This window comes from Uliginosibacterium sp. TH139 (assembly GCF_002855595.1).
Classification (GTDB): Bacteria; Pseudomonadota; Gammaproteobacteria; order Burkholderiales; family Rhodocyclaceae; genus Uliginosibacterium; species Uliginosibacterium aquaticum.
Genome location: NZ_PKRR01000004.1, coordinates 235,468 through 258,863 on the forward strand (window position 1 = coordinate 235,468; position 23,396 = coordinate 258,863).

General features: G+C 49.4%; 23 protein-coding genes and 2 tRNA genes. 21 read left to right on the forward strand and 4 right to left on the reverse strand.

The features are described from left to right. Positions 1-37: 37 nt before the first annotated feature. From C0V76_RS10915 to C0V76_RS10930, 4 genes are all read left to right on the forward strand, one after another. Positions 38-113 (forward strand) — tRNA-Glu (locus C0V76_RS10915). Between the two features lie 66 nt (positions 114-179). Continuing rightward, positions 180-256 (forward strand) — tRNA-Asp (locus tag C0V76_RS10920). 123 nt (positions 257-379) lie between these two features. Continuing rightward, positions 380-2,014: a site-specific integrase gene (locus tag C0V76_RS10925; RefSeq protein ID WP_101942435.1), complete on the forward strand. Its 1,635-nt coding sequence runs from the start codon at positions 380-382 to the stop codon at positions 2,012-2,014. A gap of 298 nt (positions 2,015-2,312) precedes the next feature. Then, on the forward strand, positions 2,313-2,612 hold the full coding sequence (locus tag C0V76_RS10930) for a helix-turn-helix domain-containing protein (RefSeq protein ID WP_101942436.1): 300 nt from the start codon (positions 2,313-2,315) through the stop codon (positions 2,610-2,612). On the opposite strand, the gene C0V76_RS20445 is transcribed toward C0V76_RS10930, so the two are convergent. Continuing rightward, positions 2,557-2,730 (reverse strand): hypothetical protein, encoded by a 174-nt coding sequence (locus C0V76_RS20445; protein WP_371460187.1) that lies wholly within the window; start codon positions 2,728-2,730, stop codon positions 2,557-2,559. The two genes, C0V76_RS10930 and C0V76_RS20445, sit on opposite strands and share 56 nt — an antisense overlap. On the opposite strand from C0V76_RS20445, the gene C0V76_RS20335 reads away from it, so the two are divergent. Further along, entirely contained in the window at positions 2,689-2,814 is a 126-nt protein-coding gene (locus C0V76_RS20335) for a hypothetical protein (protein WP_256376404.1), read from the forward strand. The two genes, C0V76_RS20445 and C0V76_RS20335, sit on opposite strands and share 42 nt — an antisense overlap. 123 nt (positions 2,815-2,937) lie before the next feature. Here the strand turns inward: C0V76_RS20335 and C0V76_RS10935 are convergent, their stop codons facing one another. After that, positions 2,938-3,264, reverse strand: coding sequence for a helix-turn-helix domain-containing protein (locus C0V76_RS10935; protein ID WP_371460134.1), 327 nt, complete (start codon positions 3,262-3,264; stop codon positions 2,938-2,940). A gap of 33 nt (positions 3,265-3,297) precedes the next feature. Here C0V76_RS10935 and C0V76_RS10940 point away from each other — a divergent pair, with 33 nt between their 5' ends. From C0V76_RS10940 to C0V76_RS19630, 6 genes are all read left to right on the forward strand, one after another. Beyond that, positions 3,298-3,783 carry a hypothetical protein gene (locus tag C0V76_RS10940; RefSeq protein WP_101942438.1) on the forward strand — a complete coding sequence of 162 codons (486 nt, stop codon included), beginning with the start codon at positions 3,298-3,300 and terminating at the stop codon, positions 3,781-3,783. 1,308 nt (positions 3,784-5,091) lie between these two features. Next, a complete protein-coding gene (locus tag C0V76_RS10945; protein ID WP_143707402.1) occupies positions 5,092-5,949 on the forward strand; it encodes a hypothetical protein in 858 nt (285 codons plus the stop codon). A gap of 179 nt (positions 5,950-6,128) precedes the next feature. Beyond that, positions 6,129-6,443, forward strand: a complete 315-nt coding sequence (locus C0V76_RS20030) for a hypothetical protein (protein ID WP_173893988.1) — start codon at positions 6,129-6,131, stop codon at positions 6,441-6,443. Positions 6,444-6,670: 227 nt separating this feature from the next. Further along, complete coding sequence (locus tag C0V76_RS10955) at positions 6,671-7,729, forward strand: SagB/ThcOx family dehydrogenase (RefSeq protein ID WP_143707403.1); 1,059 nt, start codon at positions 6,671-6,673, stop codon at positions 7,727-7,729. Further along, positions 7,726-8,787 carry a SagB/ThcOx family dehydrogenase gene (locus C0V76_RS10960; protein WP_101942441.1) on the forward strand — a complete coding sequence of 354 codons (1,062 nt, stop codon included), beginning with the start codon at positions 7,726-7,728 and terminating at the stop codon, positions 8,785-8,787. Before C0V76_RS10955 ends, C0V76_RS10960 begins: the two co-directional genes overlap by 4 nt. Further along, positions 8,780-9,373, forward strand: a complete 594-nt coding sequence (locus C0V76_RS19630) for a carbon starvation induced protein CsiD (RefSeq protein WP_143707404.1) — start codon at positions 8,780-8,782, stop codon at positions 9,371-9,373. Before C0V76_RS10960 ends, C0V76_RS19630 begins: the two co-directional genes overlap by 8 nt. 190 nt (positions 9,374-9,563) lie before the next feature. Here the strand turns inward: C0V76_RS19630 and C0V76_RS20450 are convergent, their stop codons facing one another. Then, positions 9,564-9,836, reverse strand: a complete 273-nt coding sequence (locus tag C0V76_RS20450) for a transposase (protein WP_101942442.1) — start codon at positions 9,834-9,836, stop codon at positions 9,564-9,566. A 6-nt stretch (positions 9,837-9,842) separates the two neighbouring features. Here C0V76_RS20450 and C0V76_RS20455 point away from each other — a divergent pair, with 6 nt between their 5' ends. The 9 genes from C0V76_RS20455 to C0V76_RS11000 all read left to right on the forward strand — a co-directional run bounded on the left by C0V76_RS20455 (position 9,843) and on the right by C0V76_RS11000 (position 19,967). Next, the gene (locus tag C0V76_RS20455; protein ID WP_143707405.1) at positions 9,843-10,433 is read left to right on the forward strand and encodes a hypothetical protein; all 591 of its coding nucleotides are present in this window, start codon (positions 9,843-9,845) and stop codon (positions 10,431-10,433) included. Between the two features lie 8 nt (positions 10,434-10,441). Continuing rightward, positions 10,442-11,176 carry a class I SAM-dependent methyltransferase gene (locus tag C0V76_RS10975; RefSeq protein ID WP_101942444.1) on the forward strand — a complete coding sequence of 245 codons (735 nt, stop codon included), beginning with the start codon at positions 10,442-10,444 and terminating at the stop codon, positions 11,174-11,176. 24 nt (positions 11,177-11,200) lie between these two features. After that, complete coding sequence (locus C0V76_RS19640) at positions 11,201-12,979, forward strand: hypothetical protein (RefSeq protein ID WP_143707406.1); 1,779 nt, start codon at positions 11,201-11,203, stop codon at positions 12,977-12,979. 235 nt (positions 12,980-13,214) lie between these two features. After that, positions 13,215-13,775: an aspartyl/asparaginyl beta-hydroxylase domain-containing protein gene (locus C0V76_RS10980; RefSeq protein WP_101942445.1), complete on the forward strand. Its 561-nt coding sequence runs from the start codon at positions 13,215-13,217 to the stop codon at positions 13,773-13,775. Further along, on the forward strand, positions 13,772-14,839 hold the full coding sequence (locus C0V76_RS19645; protein ID WP_143707407.1) for a hypothetical protein: 1,068 nt from the start codon (positions 13,772-13,774) through the stop codon (positions 14,837-14,839). Before C0V76_RS10980 ends, C0V76_RS19645 begins: the two co-directional genes overlap by 4 nt. Continuing rightward, entirely contained in the window at positions 14,814-15,317 is a 504-nt protein-coding gene (locus C0V76_RS10985) for a GNAT family N-acetyltransferase (protein ID WP_101942446.1), read from the forward strand. Before C0V76_RS19645 ends, C0V76_RS10985 begins: the two co-directional genes overlap by 26 nt. A gap of 166 nt (positions 15,318-15,483) precedes the next feature. After that, positions 15,484-16,044 (forward strand): aspartyl/asparaginyl beta-hydroxylase domain-containing protein, encoded by a 561-nt coding sequence (locus C0V76_RS10990; protein ID WP_158239215.1) that lies wholly within the window; start codon positions 15,484-15,486, stop codon positions 16,042-16,044. 42 nt (positions 16,045-16,086) lie between these two features. Beyond that, complete coding sequence (locus tag C0V76_RS19650; RefSeq protein ID WP_158239216.1) at positions 16,087-17,718, forward strand: hypothetical protein; 1,632 nt, start codon at positions 16,087-16,089, stop codon at positions 17,716-17,718. A gap of 29 nt (positions 17,719-17,747) precedes the next feature. Next, on the forward strand, positions 17,748-19,967 hold the full coding sequence (locus C0V76_RS11000; RefSeq protein ID WP_101942449.1) for a peptidase domain-containing ABC transporter: 2,220 nt from the start codon (positions 17,748-17,750) through the stop codon (positions 19,965-19,967). Here C0V76_RS11000 and C0V76_RS11005 read toward each other — a convergent pair. After that, positions 19,921-21,174, reverse strand: a complete 1,254-nt coding sequence (locus C0V76_RS11005) for an HlyD family secretion protein (RefSeq protein ID WP_101942450.1) — start codon at positions 21,172-21,174, stop codon at positions 19,921-19,923. The two genes, C0V76_RS11000 and C0V76_RS11005, sit on opposite strands and share 47 nt — an antisense overlap. Positions 21,175-21,246: 72 nt before the next feature. Between C0V76_RS11005 and C0V76_RS11010 the strand changes: the two genes are divergently transcribed. Beyond that, positions 21,247-23,181, forward strand: coding sequence for a cysteine peptidase family C39 domain-containing protein (locus C0V76_RS11010; protein WP_101942451.1), 1,935 nt, complete (start codon positions 21,247-21,249; stop codon positions 23,179-23,181). The last annotated feature ends 215 nt before the right edge of the window (positions 23,182-23,396 follow it).

Here is a 23,396-nt window from a genome sequence, read left to right on the forward strand (position 1 = left end):
AGCGGTGCCGCCAGGTTCGGTTTGCGGGAGACGTCCGGTCCCCATCGTCTAGAGGCCTAGGACACCGCCCTTTCACGGCGATAACCGGGGTTCGAATCCCCGTGGGGACGCCAGATTCGAGGAGGCTGCGCAAGCGCAGCTTTCGGCAGAGCAAGGAGTGCAGTTCAGGCTGTACTCATGGAGTGGTAGTTCAGTTGGTTAGAATACCGGCCTGTCACGCCGGGGGTCGCGGGTTCGAGTCCCGTCCACTCCGCCAAAAAACATTAACGCCTTGTAGAATCGTGGTTTCCACGGGTTTGCAAGGCGTTTTGTTTTGAAAGTGCTACACAAAGGTGTTACACAAGGCGAGAAGAAGGACGGACTCCACGAGGAGCCCGAAGTGCCTGCACTGCCAACCAATCTTGCGCGAGTCGGCGCGATCTACAAGTTTCGCGCGCGCATCCCGACCGACTTGCTGCGCTTCTATCACCCGAAGCGCGAAATCACCGAATCCCTGCGGACCAAATCGCTGAGTGAAGCGCGTCGGCTGCTGCCTGCCGTACAGCTCAAGTACCAGCAAGAGTGGGCGAATCTGCGTGCGGCCGCGACTGATGGCTTCACCGACCTCACCCTCAACGATGCAGGCATCGCCTACGTCGTCGCCATGGTCGAGCACGAATCGCTGGCCGGTGACGAAGCCATCCGGAGCGCCGGCCACTACGACATCGAAGAAATTCGTGAGTACCGAGAGCGCTTGGCCGACAGCATCAACACCCTGCGGGATGCGGCCGCCATCCGCGACCTCGCACTGATTCGGCCGGCCGTCGAAGAATACCTGCGGCTCAAGAAGCTCAATCCTGTCGGACGCCCCGAAGACTTCGACCGTCTGGCCCTAGCCTATCTGCACGGTGCCATCCGCACGAATGAAACCCTGCTAGCCCGCATGCGCGGCGACCCCGTTCCCATTAGCAGCGCACCGCCGCCACCGCCGAATCGCGCGCTTCCCGCGATCCCCGCGCACCCGAGCACACTCTCCGGCGGTGCAGGCAACGGCACCTCGCTCTACAGCCTCTTTGAATACTGGCGCGACGCCGTGCCCGGCCGGCCGCAACGCACCATCGACGACTTCGAAAAACGCGTGCGTGCCTTCGACGCGCTCACCAAACATAAACCTGCCGAACGGCTGCTCAAGGCCGACTTCGTCGCCTACCGCGACGCCCGCCTCAAGGAAGTCTCCCCGGCGACAGTCGAAAAGGACCTCTCCTTCCTCAAGGCCATCATGCAGTTCGCCTTCGACTCCGACAAACTCCCAGCCAACCCGGCTGCAGGCATCAAGGTCGCCAAGAACGAAATGGACAGTACGCGACGGGATCTCGAAGTCGAAGACATCAACACACTCCTCGCGTCACGCATCTACACTCAGTCTCATCGCCCGCGCGCAGGCGGCGGTGAAGCCGCGGCCTGGCTACCCCTCATGGCTCTCTACTCCGGCGCCCGACTCGAAGAACTGTGCCAACTCACGCTCGCTGACATCAAGACCGAAGCCCGTATTCCGCACCTGCGCATCCTCGACCTCAAGGACGAGAAAGCCGACAAACAAATCAAGCGGCTCAAGAACGTCGGCAGCCGGCGCGAAATCCCCATTGCCCAGAAGTTGATCGACCACGGCTTCCTCGACTACGTCCGGTACCTTCGTCAGCAGAAGCAAACCTGGCTTTTCCCTGAGCTCAAGCCCGACCCCAAGTACGGCCGTCGCGGCGCCAGCTGGGGCAAATGGTGGGGACGCTGGCGCACGGCCCTCGAAGTGGGCGGTCGCGAAAAGTGCTACCACGCCTTCCGGCACGTCTTCAAAAGCGCCTGCCGCGCAAGCGGCGTGGGCGAAGACATTCATGACGCCATCACCGGCCACTGCACGAATCACATCGGACGCGACTACGGCAAATTCCCACTCGAAGCCCTCAAGCCTGGCATCGACCTGGTGGCCTATCCCGAGCTCAAATTTACGTGGGTCTGGACGCCACCGCAGAGCAAGTAGCCGGTCTTGGGGAGGGGGAGGGGCAGGCCTTCGTCTGATCTACGCCCAACACATACACGGGGCTCGCCTGTCCGAAGGAGCGTTTGCAATGACAGTGCTGTAAAGGCCCCTCAGCAGCTGGTAGGCGGTTCTGTCATGTGGGGCGGGCTGATTCCATAGTTGAGGAGGCTTGCTGTGATTGGCCGCCGGGCTGGACAGGTGCCTGTTTGTGCAATCGGCTTAGGCCTGAAGCCTTCTCATACTTAAAAGCTAGTATTGTGATACTTAATGGCCAATACTCTAGATAAGTCATATTATTATGCTTTTTGTTCTCTCGACCTCGGATGAGATTTCTCTGGAGTTAGCGCGCCGTTTGCGAGAGCACCGGCTTGTTCAAAACATGACGCACAAGGAGCTTGCGGAACGTGCGGGCCTATCCAAAGGGATGGTGGCGGCCTTCGAAAAAACCGGAAAAGCTTCGCTGGGGAATTTCATCAAGTTGGTGATGACTTTGGGACTGGTCGCCGAATTCAACGAGTTGCTGGTGTACAAGGTGACCACCATCAAGCAAATGGAGGCGCTGAGCCAGAAGCGGCAACGGGCAAGGGGCAAACGTTAAGCAACAAGCCGGGTGTTCGGGCTCCTGCTGAAGACTCCGCCATCCGACCTAGCAGGCGATCGCGACGGATGACCTGATGATAGATGGTAGCCAGCAAATGGCCCGCGACCAGAGCCATCAAGAGCTTGCCGACCACGGCATGGACGGTGTGCGCGCTCAGCGCGTCGAAACTCAGCGGTATGAGGGGCAGGCCTTCGTCTGATCCACGCTCAGCACATATCACTGGGCGCGGTGCCAAGGACCGTGGCTTGAAGCTCTTCAGCCCAGCTGGAAGCTTACGGCGTCCAGCGTCGCCGCGAAACTGGCGAACGGAGCACTTAGAGTGCTAATCCCTGTCTGCAAGCAAAGCCCCTGGCGTAGTCCCCAATGCGGTCGCCAGGCGTTCGATGTTGTCGATGGAGATATTCCTCACCCCGCGCTCAACGTGCGCAACGAAGGTGCGGTGCAAGCCGGCCTCAAAGGCCAAGGCCTCTTGCGACCAGTCTTTTTGCGAGCGAAGCGCTTTGATGTTCTCCGCGAGGATTTGCCGCGCCGTATGCACCGTATCCGCCCATCGCTCCATTGATATGTGCGAATAGTCTTCGGATGCATCTTTTGCGTCAGCCGTGTTTAAGTCACAATCGGATTTCGACCATTTTCGAGCGAGATCCATATGCCGCTGAACACCCTTGCTGGAGCATTCCCCATGGAGCCCTTCATCCACTATGAGGAATGGTGTGTCTGGGATTTATCGGACGAGGTCATCCTGCCGGCGATTCCACGTGAGCTGCCTTGTCTGGATGGTGTGTACCTGCTCGAAGGCCAAGTCGATCCGTTCTACTTCGGGTCCAGCAAAGATGTTTGCCGGCGTATCAGGAATCATCAGCAGCATTGGCAAGATGGCCTCTGTATCACGCGTGGCAGGGACATGCTTGAAGAAGAGGAGCGTCAAACCCTGGAGTTCGTTACAGGCTTGATGCTGCTGCTGACGGGGGCGGCGACCCGGAATCGCCGGCTGGACTACCCGTTGCCCGGTACCGTCAATGCAGACTTCGCCATCTCATTTTTGTACAAAGCGCTGGTGCCGCTTTGGCGTGAATTCGGTCAACAGATTGGCCTGCCGAAGGGAGAAATTCTTGCGGTGGCAAAACAGGTCGCTGCGCTGATTGCGTGTGGAAATTTCCTGCGGTGAGGCCCCACTGCAAGTACAGCACGCCCCACATTGGTCACGACGACTACAGCCACTTTCCCCTGAAGTCATCAAGCCGGGGATCAACCTGACGGCCTGTTCCAAGCTCAAGTGTTCCTGGATGTGGGCCACCGAAGACTCAATAGTGCCACGAGCAAATGGAGGGCGATCTATACCGGTTTTAAGGCGGAAGAGGGCAGGCGACGCCGCCAGTATTGGTGTGAAGGCCTGAGTATCAGGCGACCCAAAAGACAACGGCCACCTTCGGTGGCCGTGCATGCGAGGTTCTCTTTCCATAAGGATACCCACTCCAGGTGGGGCTTGGCAGGGCCAAGCGGCACTACGTTTTTACACTCGCCGACGTAGCTTTTCGGAGAGAAGTTTAACCCGCGCACCGGTCGGCATCAACTGATTCCAGCCTCGCGGCAGGGGCTTGGCCTTCATCTTGAGCGCGAAGGCTGGGTCAGAAAATCGTCAGGCCGCCAGCGTAACAGCCGCAAGAATCGTCACGCCAGGGGGCGCCGACCACGACGCGAAGCGGCCCCACCGGACCGAGCGCAGCGAGGGAAAGGGCCGCGTAGTCGTCGGGGTCGGGGGGCGGAATCGCCCCCGGGTCGAGGGCAGTCGCCCTCGTGGGTCCAGGGCAAAGCCCGGTGGGGGAGCCGCTCACAAAAGCCCACCCCCCGGACTGAGCGTAGCGAAGGAAAGGTGGGCGTTGTGAGTGGGGGCGAAGCCCGCGGCCGAGGTCCCACCAGCGCAGCGGGCGGGCCACCGGGTTTTGAGGGCAGGCGAAGCCCGGACCGGGGAACTGCGCAGCAGGAACCAGGGACGCCGAAAAAGCCGGTGGCCCGCCCGCAAAGCGCCCCTTGGGGTGACCGCAGGTCAGGTGGGGACTTGGCCGCCCACAAGACGCCGCAGGCGACGCTGTAGCCGCAGCGCAGCGCGGCGTGAAGGGGTCACCGGCCGTCCAGAGCGCAGCGTCGGCAGGTGGCCGCAAGGGGGCGCCAGCCACCGCGCAGCCGGTCCAAGGGGCCGCAGGCACCCCGGCGAAGTCGTACTGGACTTGTCTAAATCACCTGCGCGCCATAGACGCGTCAATAGACAGGTCAGATGCATGCCTGATCGCGCTATACGGAATGGGCAAGGTCGCCCGGACGTACGGAGCAAGACATGGCGACAGGGTTTGAACAGCGCCACGAGAATGACGTAGCGGGGCTGCTGTGGATACACCGCTTCGGGTGGCAGCGCAGCGTAGAACTGGGGCGACTCATGTGGCCACGCGACAACTACTCACGTACACGCGCTGACAGAGTGATCCGCGGATGGCTGGAGCGGCGCCTTGTCATCGCCCGTCAGCTCCCCGATGGCGCCCGCCGCGCAGTCGCCCTCTCGGAGTCTGGCGCGCGGCTGCTGCAGGACGCAGGCTACACCTCCGCCAGAAGCGGCAAGGACTGGGGCGAGACCGACGGCAAGCGCTGGTGGCCGAACCACACCTGGCGGCACGACCTGATAGCGGCAGGCATCCTCAGCCTGCTCTTCGAAGACGGCTACGCCATCCATTCCGAGAAGATGCTCCGGCGTGACAACCCGGGCCTCACGAAGATTCCCGACGGGATGGCGTTGAAGGGTGACCGCATCATCTGGCTGGAGGTTGAATCCACACGCAAAACAGGCAAAGCGATGCGCGAGCTCGCTAGCGCCCTCCAAACTGTCGCGATCGGCGAATGCTGCGCTGTCAGCGGCGTTCAGCCGAACGTCGCCATGGTGGCCTATGTGGAGTCCGCCCGCGACGAACGCGGGCATGGATTGAATCACCGCCAGCGCGTCACCTCGGCTATCCAGACAACATCCCGTCAGGATGTCGAGGTGAGTTGGGCTCGGTGCCAGCTTGTCGGCTGCGGCGTTGCGAACGTTACGGACGAGAAGGAATTGGTTCCTGTCGACAAATCGAGCCGCATCCTGAAAGTGCTGGATGCCAGCGGCTGGACGGAGGAGCCCAATGGCCTTCTTGTCGCCACCTATGAGGGCACCCGAGCCATCGCATGGGAGGATGAAGTCATGGGCTGGTCCTATCTGCTCGAAGGCGAAGATGTGCCGTATTCCGCTCACCAGGCCGACAACATGACCGCCGCCAAGCGTGGCTGTGCGAGTCTGTTGGCGGCACGGTGACCCCGTACCATTCCACACAACTCATACGGCATGCCCTAAAGGGTGGTTTTTGACTCAGGTAGCCACAATCTGAACGGCAACGTCTGAATCTACATCAATGCTGTGTTAACATTATTCGCCTGCATTATTGATGCAAGGCAATTTATATTGTTTTTAATATGCCTTCAGAGAGGTGTTCAATGTCAGATCTATTGAAGAAATTGCTTGAATTGCGTGCACTAAGCAATGAAGAGTTGATGCAGATTCGCGGCGGCGACGGCGACGGCGACGGCGACGGCGACGGCGACGGCGACGGTGACGGTGACGGTGACGGTGACGGTGACGGTGACGGTGACGGTGACGCTGGCGGCGAAGGCGACGCTGGCGGCGAAGGCGACGCTGGCGGCGAAGGCGAAGGCGAAGGCGAAGGCGAAGGCGAAGGCGAAGGCGAAGGCGAAGGCGAAGGCGAAGGCGAAGGCGCCATCGGCGGCAGCGTGAGCATCGGATGCTGGTAAATAAGTTAAAAAGGAATAGTCATGAATAAATCTCAAAAAAAATCGACTGATAGTGCAAAAATCGCAAAGGAACAGACTTCAGTTCCGTTAATTGTGAAGGTTCAGGGTCCCTTGCCTGCTGCTATTCAGAACGGAAGTCGTCCATCCGGTTTTTCTATATCCGGGAAAAAGTAATATAGAAATTTAAAAAGGGGACTAGGTCCCCTTTTTTGTATATCACAGAGATCATGACAGCCATTTATTCAATAAATCCGTTACTGCTAATTTTTCCGTGTACGCCTCAAGGCGTTGAGAATAGGCAAATTGTCGGGGAGTTAGCTTGTGCTGCCCCCCTTGCAGCGATATCCAGTCCGGTTGTATTGGAGGCGCTATCTGTAGTTAAAAAATCTTTTACAAAAAAAGAGTTTATCAAGACGACTGAATCCATTTTTGGCGCTGCCGAAGCTGCTGAGTCGGCATTTTTGGCTCTATTAGAACACCAAATATTAGTTGCGACCGCCGCTGCGAGCAGAGGATCGTGGGATGAGCATCAGTGGGCAGAGGCTTGGATGTATCACCGAGGAACTCGATCATACCCGTTTATTGACATGGGAGATGAGTCCGGCGCTATCGAGGATCGAGAGCGAATGCGTGAGTATTCAAAAATTTCCCCCCCTCCATCCAATTATAAGGTGATGCAGGGGGAGCGTATTGAGCTTGAGAAAATATCAAGAAATGATTCTATCCAAAACAAGCTTGACTCAATGCCGATTTCGTTAAAGCGTAAGCTTCCGGGTTTAAGCATGTTTTTCGATGTTTGTTTCGGAGAACGCGGGAAAGTAAGTTTTGAAAATCAGGGTAAATTTCTCCAAAAAAGCATTCCGTCCGGCGGTGCTCGGCATCCAACAGAGGCTTATCTTGTGTCTTTTGAAGATGAGGAATTGGCTCCGGGGGTGTATCACTACAATGTTCAAGAACACTGTCTTACGTTAATAAATAAAGGGCAGTACTTTGATCTATGCAGCGAGGCTACTTTCGACTTGTTTAAAAAATATAAAAGAAAACCAAAACACTTGTTGATACTGACAAGCATTTATGAACGAGCGATGTGGCGATACAGAGACTCTCGATCATGGCGTGCCATCCCGATGGACGTTGGGCATGCATTAATGCTATTTCGGGTCATGTCCGAAGCAATTGGATATGATTCATATACGTATCAAAAATTCGATGATGATGCTTTAGAAAAGCTCCTTTGCATTTCAAAAATCTCCGAGACTCCACTGTTTGTAGGCACGATGGTATGAAAAAAAAATTCGTAACCAGTCCATTTTTTATGCTTGAAGCATCTGATGGAACTTTAACGGCAATTGACTTGGTTAGAAATGTTAAATACAAATTATTGGATCCGAGGTTTTTTGACATTATGCATTTATGCGTCAATCCTGTTGATGAAGAATGTATGGTCGAGAGATATTTCGACCAAAATTTAATAGACACGGCTCTTGATATTGGATTGCTTCTAGAAACACCAAGCAAAACCTATGCAGAAACGAAAGTTTGGGAAAATGCATATTGGTCGAGAGCTGCATATTTAACTTTTTCTCAGTTAAATTTAGCGTATATAGAACCTGACGCTAGCAATACTGCGCTTTCTGAGTTGTCTGAGTTTCGTCGGAATCATATGAAGTCACTTCAAGATGACAGCGCATATCCTGCACGTCTCTGGCATGGAAAAGAGTCTGTTTTTTTACCAAAACCAACAGGCACAGGACGGATTGACTTCGACTCACTGCTCAGACGAAGAAGTCACAGGACATTTCTAAGAAAACCAGTGTCGCTTGAAGTTTTATCAAATGTTCTGCATGAGTCTACGCAAAGCTATCGGGATGGAGAAAAAAGCAAAGAGAGTGGTGACACGCTTTTTTATTTGAATTCATTTTATACTTGGTTGAATATATATGTATTAATTCAAGGGGTAGATGGATTTTCTCCGGGGGTGTACCAATATGATCCGATCAGTCATACGCTTGGCGTTATTAAGCTTGGAGATTTTAATTCTGAAATAAAAGAATGTATCGCAAATCAAGGTTGGATTGAGGGTGGCGGGTTTTGCATATTCATAGGTGTGCAATGGGAACGCTATAGCTGGGTGTATAGACATTCGAGGGCATACATAAATTTGCTTGTTCAAATCGGAGAGTTCGGACAAGAGCTATTAATGCACTCTTATAAATATGGGCTAGGTGGATGGATGACTCCGGCTGTAAACGAAGTCAAAGCGGCTTGGCTGCTGGGGATTGGTGAGGAAGAAGACGCAATGTATTTTATGAAGTTTGGTTTGTATCGGAAATCTGATGCTTGATTTTATTGTCGAAGTAGAAAAAAAGGGGTACTTGGTCCTAGATGAAGCGAATCTCCTGACACTTGCAAAGTGTGAGAAATTTACAATAATTAGAGATGTCATTATTAGTGACGCTGATAGTGCGGATACTGAATTAGTCGCGTCAAGATGCGAATTTCCGTTTCATACCGACGGTACTTTTTTAACCATTCCGCCAAAATATGTCGTAATAATTGTAAAAGAAGCGCAATCTGGAGGTCAGATTTCACTGTCAAATATTGACTCGACGTTAAAAAGAACCATTATAGGTATGCGCGCAAAATACAGATCAAATACGTCCGTTTTTGAAAGCCCTATATACAACGAGTCACTTTGCATGTTCAGATATAGAAGAGATTTTATGTCTCCGACTAATGGAATGCTTGATTCTGAGTTTCAGGATATGCTAGACGATATCGAATCAAAATTAACTAATAGACAGATACTCGTTGGCAAAATAGATCCTGGTTATGGGATTATTTTAAACAATCATAATTTTGTGCACAAAAGGAGTGAATTTGCTGGCAGGAGAGTAATTAGGAGGATTTGGCTGGATATTAACTCATAATTAGCTGAAAAATGACTCATGCAGCATGGCTAATATATTGATGTGTGAAGTACGAACTAATCTGCTCAGCCTGGTTTTTCGGGCATCGCAGATGCCTGAGAAGCTTGCTTTTCAACGCATCTGGCGTGCGGGCGGTCATCCACGAATCTATACGCGCCTTCCTGTCGGCATTCAGGTAATCATCTGGATTTCACACCGGCGAGTAGCTCGGCGAGTAAATAAGTTCAATATCTTCCTCGGGTTCGGCCTGCCACGCGGTTACCAACTTGGCGTGAGGAACGCACAGGTTGTCGGAGATCGGGAGGGGCTTTTTTCCTGCATACTTGCACAACCGCTCTCGAGAATTAATAAAAATATCCGCGCCCAGCGTTTCATGGCGGAGCAAAAAACGCGGTGTTCCTTGGTGGGTGACCGCAGAAATCAGATTGATCCGGCTACGTTTCGATCGCGACAACGTCGGCATCTTGCCATGCTAGGCGTAGCCTCGCGCGTGGTGCTGCGCGCAGCAATTCGCCGTTATCGCTGCCAACTCGTCGTCGGCGCTTTCGGCTTTGGCTTTTGTCTGGGCGACGATGGCTGGGTATTCATCCTGGAGGCCCCTATCAACCGCCCCGGGGTGCTGTTTGTTGACGCTTTTGATCGGGTGTTTCGGCGCGAAGCCCCAACACTCCAGATATTTGCGAACCGTACAAAACTGAAATCCCACCGGAAATATCTTTTTGATCGTAACGCGTACGGCTTCGGCTCACCACAATGCAACACCAGATTCAACTGGTTAGGCGTCCAATCCACCAATTCTTCCTGTGCAACCTTCAGGGCGGCCACGTTGGCTGTCTTCAAAGCCGTTGCACCGCCCTCAGTATGGGATTTCACTAGCCTCAACTGCCAACCAATTGAGTCAAAATTAAGCGAAAACGGCTATTTGGCTATGGGAGCGCCTCAGCATGCGAATCATCACTCGGCGCATCTGATAGAACACCGACGGATAGGCCTTCTTGATATTGCTTGTCCATGTCAGAAGCGTACGGGTGTTTTGTTTTTCACAAATTTAATTGGGTAGATTAAAAAATGACGGACGCTATTTCCTATGATTATTTTGCTGATATTTATTCCAGCCTTTTTGATGAGTCCTTTTTAAGTCAGTTTAGGCCTTGGCTTGAGTTTAATCTGAGACAGATTGAAAAAGAATCAAAAGTACTGGATTACTCATGCGGAACTGGTTCTGTTGCCAACTATTTAAGCGAAATGGGTTTTCAGGTTATTGGCGTAGATCCTTCAGCTGAAATGATTTTTCAAGCAAAGAAGAAGTACCGCGGAATAGATTTTAGATGCGGAGATGTTAAATCGCTGGCAGATGTGCGTGGCTGTGCGTTGGCGTTGTGCAATTACGACAGTTTAAACCACGTGGAGTCTAAAGAAATCCTTGAAGAGGTTTTTAGAAAAATTTTTCTTACGCTTAAAGACGGAGGTGCATTCGTTTTTGATGTAAATACATCAATTGGTCATTTCGAAAGATGGAAAGGAGTTTTTTGTGCTAGCAATGAAGAGTTTTATTTTTCAGCTAGAGGGCGGTACGATCAGATGGTTAATTTAGCCACTTACGATTGCGTAACCTTTAAAAAATTTGATGGCCTGGAGTGGAGGAGAAATGATTTTAAAATAACTCAGAGGTCAATTGAGGTTTCAGAGATCCGCGAGATTGCTCGGAACTCTGGTTTTTATGACCTGAAAATTTTTAATTCGTTAGATTCGTTTGGTGTCAAAAACGACACTGGCCGTATTTTTGTTGTTGCAAAGAAATAAACAAATAGGAAGATTGCAATTCCTATGAATAATTATATTAAATGCGCCGTGGTTCCGAGTGATGGGTTGTTGTTAGGAGCAAACGGCGAGGCGGTGTTTCCCATTAGAGATTTCGAAGAGTTAAACTGGTTTAGTAAAATTGTAAATGAATTTGGTGCTCAGGTTGTAGTTCAAAGTGAATTCCGTGAGGTTGCTGTTTCAGAGCTGACATCCGGTTCAAGACAGGCATTCGGCTTGTACAAAACTGACGATAAAAATTATGGTCTATATTCTTTGTACTCACACTTAACCGGTCGAAGGATTATTAATTTTATTTCTAAAACAGAACTAATAGCCTCTCTAGCACAATTGGAAGCCTTGGCTTTACCAGAGTCTGAATTAAACGTAGAGATTTTAGATCTTATTTCATTCCGAAATGAAAGCGTTATTGGGATTTTTGTTGACATATATAATTCGGAGTCGCTTCGGAAAAGGTTGCTGGTTTCGGCTGCGGCGCTAACGATACGTGCTTTGCCAAGCTCTAACATTACTCATATAGACGGGACGGCGTGGAGTACAGATGTTGTTGGGGGTGTGAAAACATACGCGATGGGGGCTTCTGCTAATGATGTTAGAAAGGCGTTTCAAGAATGTACCAGTATTCTTGCTTTGACATCTCACTCCGATGGAATTGACTCTCCAGTATCAGTTAACGCCATTCTTTGCCCCGTTGATGTAAATAAAACCAATGCTGATTTAAGATGCCTCAAAATTGGGGTCTGCTATCGCACCGGAAAGCCGGTTTCAGAGAAAAACAACTCACTTATTCCGGTAAGTGAAATAAATGCAGCATTAGTCTATTTTAATTGTTGCTATGGATTTCCTTCGTACCGGCATTCTCATGGTGTTTCATTGTCAATATTGGGTCAGTTTTTTAATAATCCGAGAGTATTGACGGTAGTTACGCATTACGAAAACGCTTTTGTTACACCTTTGACGGCTCAGTATCTATTAAAAACGCTACTAAGCGGAGACTCTGTTTTTGATGGTTTGAAAAAACTTTCAAAAATTGAAGTTTTCAATAAATATCCACATAGGCTTGTTGTGTTTGGTGAGCCGGGTATAAGGTTTGAAAAAAAAGTACACTCTCCTGAAAGAATAGCCACGCATCTCAGTCCCCTAAAAGCAAAAAATAATGCAGTGCCAACTGTGATTAGATTTTTAAATGAAGCACTTGAAATGGATGGGAGTGCTAAGCACACTGCTGTAAATGCGATTGAATCTTATTATAATTATGCAAAGGCTGACAATGATAGTGGTAGTCGAAAGTTAGAATGCTTTGAGTTGAACCTGATTGAGCATTTAAAAGTCAGGAGGCATGCCTGGAGTAAATGGATTTCGAATTGGAGCAGAGCGTCTGTTCTTTTAGATGAGTTTGTTGATAATTGTCCTCGCTGTAAAAACAAAACAAGAAGAGTGGGTGTGTATAGCATATTTGAACAAAAACGAGTGCTAATGAGATGCCCTGTTTGTTATTGTTCTTGGGATTCCTTTGATAAGGATACTCTATTCTTTTGTGATGATTTTTTTAATATTGAATTTCGAGGGGACGTGCCTGATGGTGGGTTGAACTGTTTAATAAAAATTGACTACGTTGATTTTGGTAAAGAGTCTATAAATATTCCGTGGGTTATTAGTAACAGCGGGAATTCACGGATGTCTGTCAATACGGACTTGATTTCTTCTGGCGGGATTTTTTTATCGATTGCTTATATCGACCAGGGGGATCCGTATTTTTACTGTCAATCTATTGTTTTGGATTAGCATGTAGATAAACATATGGAAGCCTTTGGGTGTGATGTTTTTTAGTATGAATAAATAATTTTTTGTTTGCTTTGTATGTGGTTTTTTTTGCTCTGAATATTTGTGTTTTTTAAGGTTCTGTTTTACGAGAACGGCTGCGAACGGATCTTATGTAATAAATGCATTAGGTATTCACGCGAATTGTTTTTTGTGATTATATTTCTGTATTAAATTGCCAGTTAAAGTTGAGGTGTGCATGTTGAACTTCGAATTGCAAGAAGCGTTGATTGATGTGTCGGAAATAAAAAATGAGCTTAAAATAAATGACGAATCATGGAAGTTTGATGTTTCTAGGCAGGCGAAAATTAAGGTTCAGCGCGAAACGGAAGCGATTTTTTTGCGAGCCGCGGACAGAGGTGATGCAAGCGTAGCGACAGAGGAGGTGCATGCATCAAAGGATAGCCCGCTAGCGCCCTTGTTTCCGAATACGATGCATTTTCTGAGTACGCAGGCTGAAATCCGCAATGCCGAGCTGGGCAGGGCTCTGTTCGCAAAACTTGAGCCGGGCGGGCAGGTATATAGTCATATCGATCGCGGGAGCTACTACGCTTGCCGGGACCGTTACCATTTGGTTATTAGCAGCGCCGATGGGAGCCCGATGGTGTGTGGTGATGAGGAAGCTGTCATGCGAGAGGGGGAACTGTGGTGGTTTGATAACAAAAAACCGCATGAAGCATTCAATCGTTCTTCCTCATCCCGCATTCATTTGATATTCGATCTTCTTCCAAAGAGTGATCCTGCATCACAATTAGAATGAATTTCATTGAAAGCAATAGGTCATTATTCGGCCTGACAGGAACAAACAATATTGTTAGGGGGGCTTTTTCGCCAAACGTAGAGAGCATCGTTCGCCATGAATTCTACGGCGCAACCAGATTCGGATTTGATGGCGATATGGGCTGCTTTAAATCTCACCAGAGCGCTCGCTATTGGGTGGACTACCAACCTCTTACACGCCGACCGGATACGTTCTGGAATGAATTGCTGCGCGCCCTGGACGCCGCAAGCGCGAAAGTAGATGTTCTGGGGCTGTGTGGCGTTGCGACGCTACCAAATCAGGCGCTGCATGCTGCGGCGCTTGAGACTGGATTGCCATTCGAATTGGTGGTGCTTTCAATCGATGATGAGGCGCCTGACGCAATAACTGGATCTAGAGTGGTTTCTGTGCAATGGCCTCGGTTCGAAGATTATTGCCTTCAGTTTTCAGCCTGTACCGGGTCTGCCAATCCTTGGGTAGCACTTCAGGCGTTTTACGGAGAGTTATCCGCAGGAGTGCCGGTTGATCCGTCCGGTATGATTAAAATTGTTTCGAACAATTTTGATGAGGAAATGCGGAAATGCGTAGGCCCGGCCAGTTGGTCGGTTGTTGATAAGGAGGATGACTCCGCTTTCATTCGGTGGCTTTCGCACAAGTGCCGAAAAGGAGTGCCCAAAATATTCAGACAGACGCCAGAGCTGGTAGCGGCCGCAATCGAAACGGTTCATTTCAGATCCTGGCTTGCGTCGTGTTCGGTATCTCCGATAGAGAAAATCGCGCAAGCCAGTTCCGATAGAGCGTGGATTGCGGTTTTTAAATCATGCCTGAATGATTTTAGCTATCCAGTAATCTCTGATGTTTGGGGGTTAAAGAATGCCTGGTCAAAGACATCCCTTCCAGAAAAGATGGGAAATTTACGACAAAAGCTTGTGTCGCTTGGCGCGAGTGCTGACGGAGTTCACCTAACGCCGCTGTCACGATTTTTAGAGGTCTACGACAATCCATACGATTTTTACATTGGAGAATACGAGTCTATTTATGGATCAGTCAGAAGACAGGCCTGAGCCGGAGTTCAAGATCTTGCCTTTTCAAGAGTGGCGCAAAAAAATAGCTCCGCTTTGGAATAAGGAGTCTCGCGTTGAGTCAATCTATGCGTTCTTGAATGCAAATGGGCAGATGCAGTACGTTGGAAGCGAATTGTTTTCAAAAGTACTTTTGTTTCCGATTGCTGCTTGCATCAATGGAAAGCAGGTCGGTTGGACTTCCTGTTACAACATTTCTGATAGCTGCGTCAGAATTCGCGGGTTGTATGTATTGCCTGGTTATCGTGACCAAGGAATCGGGTTCGCTTTGGTCCAGCATGCAATGAAACTATGGCCTTCGCCGTGGAAAAGGTTTTTCATGGTGGCCCGACTTTCCAATCATCAGCGCTACCGCCGATGGGGGTTTGATACCTCTCCCGGATTTTCGCCTCGTACGTTTTATACCGGCAAAGAGTTGGGCGAGCCGTACACTGTATTGATGCAGCATGATCGTGCCTAGCCGGCTGCGCAGCTTAAATTCGCAGCGACTACCTTAATACCACGGTGGTCAGTAAGTGGTTATTGCGGCTTTTCGATACATGCTAACGCTGAATTGCAGAGTCGATTTGGATGAGGGGGTTGTCGATTACGTCGATGCGCCCACGTTAAAACAACGGAGAGAAGAGATGTGCTATAAGAATTTTAAAAAATTGAAGAGTGACCTGGATCTGTCTGTAATACGGGAAGAACTTGCGACAACGCCTTTCTGGGTTGATATGTCCATGCGCGCGAGTGTGAAGAAGACGCAGGTCAACACCCATCGGATTCAATTGCGAACCAATGCGCAAGTTCCCGGTAAAACGTATTTCGACATTCACCAGACAGTAGATCTTGACGCATGGCACGCTCTGATCTCAGTGAGAAAATTTGTCGAAACTTTCGTCGCCGAAGTCGGGGGAGCTGTTGGCCACGTGCGCGTTGCGAATCTTTTGCCGGGATCGGACATCACGCCACACATAGACATTGGCGAATACTGTGCAGTGCGCGATCGTTACCATCTCGTCATCAACTCGGATCAGGGTACCGAATTCGTTGTAGAAGACGAAACGGTGGTCATGCTTGAAAACGAGTTATGGTGGTTTGACAACAAAAAAATGCACTCTGTTCGGAATCTAGGGGAAAAGCCTAGGACCCATCTTGTTTTTGACGTTCTACCGCAACCAATGCTCCATTTTATTGAAAAGTGACGGGCTTGTGACATGCTGAACTGCGTAGCATCTGAGACTAAATTGAATGGCACTGAAAGTATTGTTGTTGATGCACTTAGATTTTCAGAAGTAACCGACCGCAGTGATCTTGAGCGAGTTTCAAAGGGCGCTTTGTTTTGCCATTGGATTGTGATTGGCGATGGTAATACATTGAGTTCTGGATGGATTGAGCCTTGGTGCATTGAGCGTTTCTTGGATATGACTCTACCGTCAGGCGCGGCTCAGTTAGATGTTTACTTTGGGCGCGAGGAGAAGGATCTCGACTTGGACAACTCGTCTCTACCCGGGCAGATAGCAATCGGAGTTCGAGGGGTTTCTATCCGTTCCGAACGTTGCACATTGCGTGCGAGCCCTTTCGATATGCTCAAGAACAGAGAGGGGTTTGCGGAGGCGGCGCTTCGTCTTGCTCGGCAGACGTATGATAGTTCACCCAATTCTACTTCGTCTGCGACGCTGTCATTATTTGATGCTGACCTATATTGTTTGCCGCTACGAAATGCTTTGAAGGGACGATGGGCCCCTTCATTCCGGCATAAACCAATTGTCAGGATCGAAGAGGTTACTCTTGAACGAGTTGAGTCGCTGGCGTTAGACCTCGCTAATTGGTTGAAGACTCACGTTAGCGAGGCCGGACAACTCACCTACTCATATGATCCTGTGAAGGACGCAGTCAATCCGGGAGGAAACAGGATTCGGGAGTGGATGGCTATCTACGCGTTGCTCCAGGCGCACGAGGTATATCATGACGAGTCATATGCCAATGCGGCATCGAAAGCCGTGGGTTGGCAGTTAAGCAAGCATTACCGCAGCCATGGTGACATGGCATACATTGCTGAAGGGAAAAAAGTCAAACTCGGCGCGGTTGCCTTGGCAGCCTTGGCGCTCAATACCCCTCAATTACGTGAAAAGTATCCTGAATATTTGGGCCGCTTGTTTAAGTTCACCGAGTACCTCTGGGAGGATTCTGGTGGCTTTCATACTTTCTGGCGGCCTGCAGATCGTGACGGTGACTGCCAGAACTTCTATCCAGGCGAGGCGCTTTTGTTTTGGGCGGTTCGGTGGCTTGATAGCAGAGATCATGCGCTTTGGGACAAGATCTATCGGAGTTTTGAATATTACAGATCATGGCACCTAAATAATCGCAATCCGGCGTTCGTTCCGTGGCATACACAGGCGTATTCGCTTCTGTGGCGTGAAACGCGTGATGAGGAGATGAAGTCCTTCATCTTTGAAATGAACGACTGGCTCGTTGATGTCCAGCAATGGGAAACCGTTGCACGGTATCCAGACGCCATGGGGCGATTCTATGATCCAACACGACCTTTCGGCCCACCTCATTCGTCCTCTACGGGGGTTTATCTGGAAGGACTCATTGACGCTTATAGTGTGGCTCAATCGTTAGGCGATGATATGAGAATGCTGCGCTACGCTCGCGCAATAAAGAGGGGATTTAGAAATGTTATTCAACTTCAACTGAATCACTCGGTTGAACTTTCTCGCTATCCAAACGCGGGCCGAGCTTTTGGCGGTGTGCGAACGACGGAGTATGATGAAACTATTCGTATTGATAACGTGCAACACAATCTGATTGCCGCTTTGAAAATTGTTAGTCGTAAGTCGCCCTTAAGCTACATATTTTCACACGACAACTAAAGGTGCTCGCTAGCTAACTAGATGCCGCCATGGAAAATATTCGCCACCTAAATTTTTCATTTAAGAAAAGTTTTAAAGAAACTCCGGCTCATTCTGTTTCTGAGAGTGGCGTGGTCTGCTTGTCATTACTCTCGGATTATTATGGAAACACGGTTGAGCTCGAGCAATTGTTTAGGATGTTTTCAAGTGCCAGAGAAGGGTTGCAGGCTGAGGACCTTGATGCAATCTGTCAGTATTTGCAACTCGTTCCTCGCGTATTGAACATTGGTTTTCACATTCTTGATCAAGTACGCACTCCTTGTATCATTTCCGGGCTTAACAATTCATTTCATTTACTAAAGAAGGTAAGCAGGCGTGGATTTCTGGTTAGTTCGCCAGGGGAAAAGGATATATACATATCTCCAGATGCGCTGCGGGGAGTCTACACGGGTACTGTAATTGAAGTATTTCCTACGCTGAAATTTTCTGCCGAGAAAACGCCGCAGAAAATTAGGTGGCGAGCAATCGTTGGAAAGTTGGTTGGTCTAAAAGCTTCAACAATTCAAGTTATTTCTCTGGCTTTGTCTATAGAAATGCTCGCTCTGGTTTCGCCACTATTTGTTCAGCTTGTAACGGATCACGCGCTGCTTTCTGGCGACAGAGAACTCGTCATTGTACTAACAACTGGGTTCTTGTTGATTCTTGGTATCCAACTTGCGCTTGAGGGGGCTCGAAGTTGGGCGTTGATGGTTTTGGGAACTACTTTGAATGTGCAGTGGCGTGCAAACACCTATAAGCATTTGCTGAATTTGCCCGCTGGTTTTTTCGATAAGTTCAGTACTGGGGACATGGCATCGAGATTGGCCGTTATTGACAGCATTCAGGGAAGGCTTACGAATGGATTTGTTGAGACAGTACTTGACGGGGTGTTGGCGGCGGCGACCATACTCATCATGGCGTACTATAGCGTCCAGTTGTCATTGATTGGATTGATTTCTGCAGTAATTTATTTGGCGATTCGGACGTTTTGCTACGGAGCCCAGCGTGCTTCATCTATTAACACCATCACTTTATCCGCGCGCGTTCAATCCTCGTTTATCGAGATGGTTGGCCACATGCAAACAGTCAAGACGACGAATTGCGCGACCAATCTTTTAGCGAAAATCGTCGATGACACATACGATGAAAGCAATTCAAAGCTGAAGTCTGATCGTTTGGCTTGGGTAACCCGCATATCAAAATCACTGGTAGTGGGGGCCGCCTCTATTCTGCTTGTTGGGTTAGGTGCGTTGGGAGTTCTGGAAACAGGTCTTTCAATTGGTATGCTTTTGGCTTTCTACGCTTATCATAACCACTTCATGAGCAGAATTTGTGCTCTCGTGGATCGCCTGTTTGAATTTAAGATGATCGAAATTCAGGGCGTGCGCTTGGGAGAGTTGATGCTTGCTAAGACAGAGCCCAATCTTGCTGGGACGCTGAACGATGTCATTCCTGACAACAAGACGTTGAGCGTAAAAAATTTGCGTTACCGATATCAGGATTCTTCGCCGCTCGTTCTGGATGGCCTGAATTTTGTGCTGAAGGAGTCGGAATGCTTGTTAATTACTGGGAAAATTGGTTCTGGAAAAACTACTCTCGCCCGGACTTTATCTGGTGTTAATCTTCCTCAGGGGGAGGTGCGTTTCGGGGGGCTATCATTTCGGCAATTTGGCATGCATCGTTTTCGTGCAAATGTGGTTGCCGTCTTGCAGGATGACGTTCTATTCGCTGGAACCGTGCTGGATAATATCGTAGCGTTTGCTCATGATGCGGATTTCGATAAAGCGATTTCTTGTTCAAAGATCGCTCATGCACATTCTCAGATATCTTCTTTGCCGAATAAATATAATTCAGAGGTTGGAGAGGGCGGAAAGGGAATATCCGCAGGCCTTCGTGCACGCATCATGCTCGCACGCGGTCTGTACCAGGCGCCTAGTGTTTTGATTCTTGATGAAGCTCTTTATTGCCTCGGCAATGAAGAGCAGGATGGATTTATAAAGCAAATAAAGAAGAAAAAAATATCCTGCATACTACTTAGTACTAATGATCGCTTGGCTGATGTCGCCGATCGCCATTTACTCCTCGAGAAGGGAAAGCTCGTTGAGGCCGGCCTCAAGCCAAAGTCCGATATACCATCTCCACCTCCACTAAGGCTGATCGAAACGCCGCAAGACGGTTTTTCTTTTACAAAGGAGCCCCTGGCTGAACTTGTGTCGACAGGTGCCCCTTAGCGCTGTAGAGAGGTTCCAGTAACCATTCATACAATTTTCGAGTGTCGACAAGTACGTCTGCTTCAACCTTCATTCCGTCTTGAAGGCGCATTTTATGGCCATACGCTATAACATGCTGCTGCGTCAACTCGACTCGAATCAGGTAGTAGTTGGCTTCCACCGGACCGGCCAACTTTAGTTCATTTGAACGTACGGTTGTGCTCGAAATTTCTTTAATAGTTCCAGAATACTGTCCGAATTTTTGGTATGGATAGGACTCATACCTGATTAAAACGTTTGCGCCTGGAGTTAAGAATCCTATCGCGCGACTTGGGACGTATAACAAGACCTCAAGCTCAGCACCTTGCGGGACTGTTGATGTAAGGATCTCCCCTTCTGAAACCGCCTGCCCTTCTTTCGCGAGGATGGCTGTAATTTTTCCAGCCTGCGATGCTTTGATTATCTGCTCTCGCTTTGACTCATTTCCCAAGGATTCTTGCGTCAATGATGCATTGGAAGTCTCAAGCGATGAAATCTGGTTGTTAAATTTTAACGGCAGCCGCTTCAACTCGATGTGCAAGTCTACGATTTGCTGACGTAATTCAGCTTGTTCGCGAGTTAATCTATGAAGAATGGTAACTTGTTCCAGATATTTCTGCTGCCTCTCTTCCAGTTGAAAGGTAGGCGCAAATCCCTGAGACACCAGATTCTCGAAGCGCTCGTATACTGATTTGCTCAGGGTGACTTGCTTGGTTTGAATTTCGATTTGATTCGATATTTCGGTAGATGATTTTTCTAATGACTTTATTTTTCCTGTTAAACCGTTTTTGTCCTCTTCAAATAGGGCGGTAAGGCGGTTGCGCTCTTGAGAAATGAACTCTTTTTTAAGCTCAAGTTGCCGGTACATGCCCGCATAAATTTGCTCATTGTTGGAAGAGGTTTTTTCGCCTGTAACTGTGTAGATTGGATCTCCAGGCGCGACTACTTCACCTTCTTCGACATGTAGCTTGCTGACTATGCCGGTAATAGGAGCTTGAATTTTTACGACGCCCTGACCGAATGTTACAATTCCATAAACATGTTCTTTGCGCGTATACTCAAAAAAAGTTATAAACAACAGAACCAATAGAATGGCGACTGTGCCTATGACGGAAAACAAGCGCAGAGAAAGAGGCTTGGCGAGCAGGATCTGCCGATCCTGATTTGAGGGGATTAGGCTTTTTTTCATCAGGTAGTTGAGTGCTCAGTTTTTTCAATCATGAGTAGGCCGCTTCAGCCGCTGCCTATGACATAGCCTACTATGCCATACCTGAAATGGATTATCACGCTTGCGCGCGGAGTAGTTGCGGTTTCTCGGGCATTCAAGTTTGAAGCTTTTTTTCTCCAGAAACGCGGCGGAGAGTGCGCGCTTGCATGCCTGGGTTTTGTTGCTTGCGAACTCGGGATCCGCATCAGCCTTGACGAAATGCGCGATAGATTTCGCTCTATGGCCAAGGGGGCAAGCCTGGCCGATCTATGCGGCGCCTCTTCGGCGTTAGGCATGCAATGTGCCGCTTTTTCCGGGAAGTTGCCAGATTTACTCGCGGATACACGTTATGTTCTGCATTGGAATGACAATCACTTTGTGGTGTTGTTGTCATTTCTGTGTGGGCGCTATTATGTATTCGACCCGCGCATTGGTGTGGTTTGCTATTCCACTGAAGACTTTTTGGCTTCCTACGGAGGGCGGTTTGTTGCTGTTCATCGAAGCTCTGCAGCCGAGGGCTTCGGTTCTGGCCTCAGGAAATTGGGCTTGTGCGATCGCTTTTCGTTCGCGAAATCCGATTTGAGTTTGTTCGTCGTCGGCTTGACCGTGCCGTTGTTGGCTGTTTCTTTTTTTCGCGTACGTCCCGCAGGCGCGAGTTCGTTAGCGTACGCCGTCGAACACTCCTTGGCGCTTTTGGGATTTGTTTTCGGAGCGCTCCTGTTTTTAAGGTTGTTTGTCGAATACAGGGTTTTAGATGTTGGGCGCTGCGGTTCTGATAACGACGGGGTCGAGCGCGGATTAGGATATTCAGCCTCGCATTGTCGTAAAGAAATAGTGTGGGTTGTTTTGTGCGGCGCGTGGCTTGGATTTTTTTCTTCAGCTGTTGTTGTGGCTTTTGTTGTGTCAGTGCAGGTGTTATTCGCGTTTTGTTTGCTTTTTGTAGTGCATGCCTTGGCTGTTTGGTGCTGTGTGATACAGAAGCGCTGTTGTGTGAATTTGATTAGCAGGCTGAATTCTCAGTACGAATGGCTGCATGGGCAGGTTTGTAGTTTGGATGTTAGGGCCGTTTCTGGCCTGAGTCGTTCAAATATTGAAAGACGAGTCGATGAGCTGAATTGTGAGTATTTGGCTGCTCGTCGTAAATTGTTGCGGCTGAGTGTCGTCCGATGGGCTTGTTATTTATTGTTTTTTTTTGGTTTTGCGTTGTTTTTTTATTTTATTTCGTGCAGAGGATTGGCGGTTGATGGTTTGGATGTTTTGTGGATATTTTTGTTGTTTTTCCTGACGCAGGATCTATTTGTTGATTCGTGTCTGGATGTTATTCGGGGGGGGGGGCGTCAGATTGTGAATGGGGGGACATGCGCCCCTGTGAGTCGAGATTTGGATTTAATCACGCTTGGCTCTGCGCCTCGTGCCGTTGTTGCGGTCGGCGATGCGGTCAGTATGAATATGCTGATTAATTTTTTTTCGACATGCAAATTTATCGTTTCTGAAGACGAGGGCGTTGAAGCCGTCTCTGCTGTTGGCGCCGAGGGGGATTGCGGGAGTGATGTCCGTGTCTCGCGTGAGATTGAGTCTGTTTTTGTAAAAGATGAGTTCAGATTCGTACGGCAGAGTGTGCTGAAGCTTGTTTCTGGCTTCGAAAAACTTCCTGATGCAGACAGAGTTAAGGACGTTTTGAGAGGCCTGGGAGTCTGGAGCGAAATAGATGCTCTTCCACTTGGGTTTCATACCGAAGTAACCCGAGAATGGTGTCGCAAAAATCAAAAATTGGCCTGTGCAATTTTTTTAGCAGGTGCTGTTTATGAACGTATTCCAGTGGTCGTACTTACGGGGAAGGCTGTTTTTCAAGTTGCGCAACTCAATTTGTCTTCACTAGAGATTGCCAAAACAAAGGTCGTGGTAGTTTCTGGTGTCAAAGATTTGCCGAAATTTGATTCGTTCCAGGTTGTTTGGTACAAATCGGCTTTGGTGCGCAAATCAGCCTGAAGGCTCCCTGACCCCAGACGGATTTATGCCAAGCCCACCGTTTGAAGCGTACTGAGTCGCCGCTGAAGAGTCAGACACTCCCCCTGGCCTGATGAAATTGCAGTGCTTACGTGCTCGCGATCATCCTGGTGGATGGCGCCATTGGCTGGCGAGCCACGCATAGAGAAGACGCAAAAAAGCCCACAGGCGGTTGAGCAAGAGGCGCAGGTTGTTGC

What these genes read in the sequence shown, in the direction of transcription:
- C0V76_RS10930 (WP_101942436.1), top strand. Translation starts at nt 2,313, where the DNA reads ATGCTTTTTGTTCTCTCGACCTCGGATGAGATTTCTCTGGAGTTAGCG.
- C0V76_RS20335 (WP_256376404.1), top strand. Translation starts at nt 2,689, where the DNA reads ATGATAGATGGTAGCCAGCAAATGGCCCGCGACCAGAGCCATCAAGAG.
- C0V76_RS20445 (WP_371460187.1), bottom strand. Translation starts at nt 2,730, where the DNA reads ATGGCTCTGGTCGCGGGCCATTTGCTGGCTACCATCTATCATCAGGTC.
- C0V76_RS10935 (WP_371460134.1), bottom strand. Translation starts at nt 3,264, where the DNA reads ATGGATCTCGCTCGAAAATGGTCGAAATCCGATTGTGACTTAAACACG.
- C0V76_RS10940 (WP_101942438.1), top strand. Translation starts at nt 3,298, where the DNA reads ATGGAGCCCTTCATCCACTATGAGGAATGGTGTGTCTGGGATTTATCG.
- C0V76_RS20030 (WP_173893988.1), top strand. Translation starts at nt 6,129, where the DNA reads ATGTCAGATCTATTGAAGAAATTGCTTGAATTGCGTGCACTAAGCAAT.
- C0V76_RS10955 (WP_143707403.1), top strand. Translation starts at nt 6,671, where the DNA reads ATGACAGCCATTTATTCAATAAATCCGTTACTGCTAATTTTTCCGTGT.
- C0V76_RS10960 (WP_101942441.1), top strand. Translation starts at nt 7,726, where the DNA reads ATGAAAAAAAAATTCGTAACCAGTCCATTTTTTATGCTTGAAGCATCT.
- C0V76_RS19630 (WP_143707404.1), top strand. Translation starts at nt 8,780, where the DNA reads ATGCTTGATTTTATTGTCGAAGTAGAAAAAAAGGGGTACTTGGTCCTA.
- C0V76_RS20450 (WP_101942442.1), bottom strand. Translation starts at nt 9,836, where the DNA reads ATGCCGACGTTGTCGCGATCGAAACGTAGCCGGATCAATCTGATTTCT.
- C0V76_RS20455 (WP_143707405.1), top strand. Translation starts at nt 9,843, where the DNA reads ATGCTAGGCGTAGCCTCGCGCGTGGTGCTGCGCGCAGCAATTCGCCGT.
- C0V76_RS10975 (WP_101942444.1), top strand. Translation starts at nt 10,442, where the DNA reads ATGACGGACGCTATTTCCTATGATTATTTTGCTGATATTTATTCCAGC.
- C0V76_RS19640 (WP_143707406.1), top strand. Translation starts at nt 11,201, where the DNA reads ATGAATAATTATATTAAATGCGCCGTGGTTCCGAGTGATGGGTTGTTG.
- C0V76_RS10980 (WP_101942445.1), top strand. Translation starts at nt 13,215, where the DNA reads ATGTTGAACTTCGAATTGCAAGAAGCGTTGATTGATGTGTCGGAAATA.
- C0V76_RS19645 (WP_143707407.1), top strand. Translation starts at nt 13,772, where the DNA reads ATGAATTTCATTGAAAGCAATAGGTCATTATTCGGCCTGACAGGAACA.
- C0V76_RS10985 (WP_101942446.1), top strand. Translation starts at nt 14,814, where the DNA reads ATGGATCAGTCAGAAGACAGGCCTGAGCCGGAGTTCAAGATCTTGCCT.
- C0V76_RS10990 (WP_158239215.1), top strand. Translation starts at nt 15,484, where the DNA reads ATGTGCTATAAGAATTTTAAAAAATTGAAGAGTGACCTGGATCTGTCT.
- C0V76_RS11000 (WP_101942449.1), top strand. Translation starts at nt 17,748, where the DNA reads ATGGAAAATATTCGCCACCTAAATTTTTCATTTAAGAAAAGTTTTAAA.
- C0V76_RS11005 (WP_101942450.1), bottom strand. Translation starts at nt 21,174, where the DNA reads ATGAAAAAAAGCCTAATCCCCTCAAATCAGGATCGGCAGATCCTGCTC.
- C0V76_RS11010 (WP_101942451.1), top strand. Translation starts at nt 21,247, where the DNA reads ATGCCATACCTGAAATGGATTATCACGCTTGCGCGCGGAGTAGTTGCG.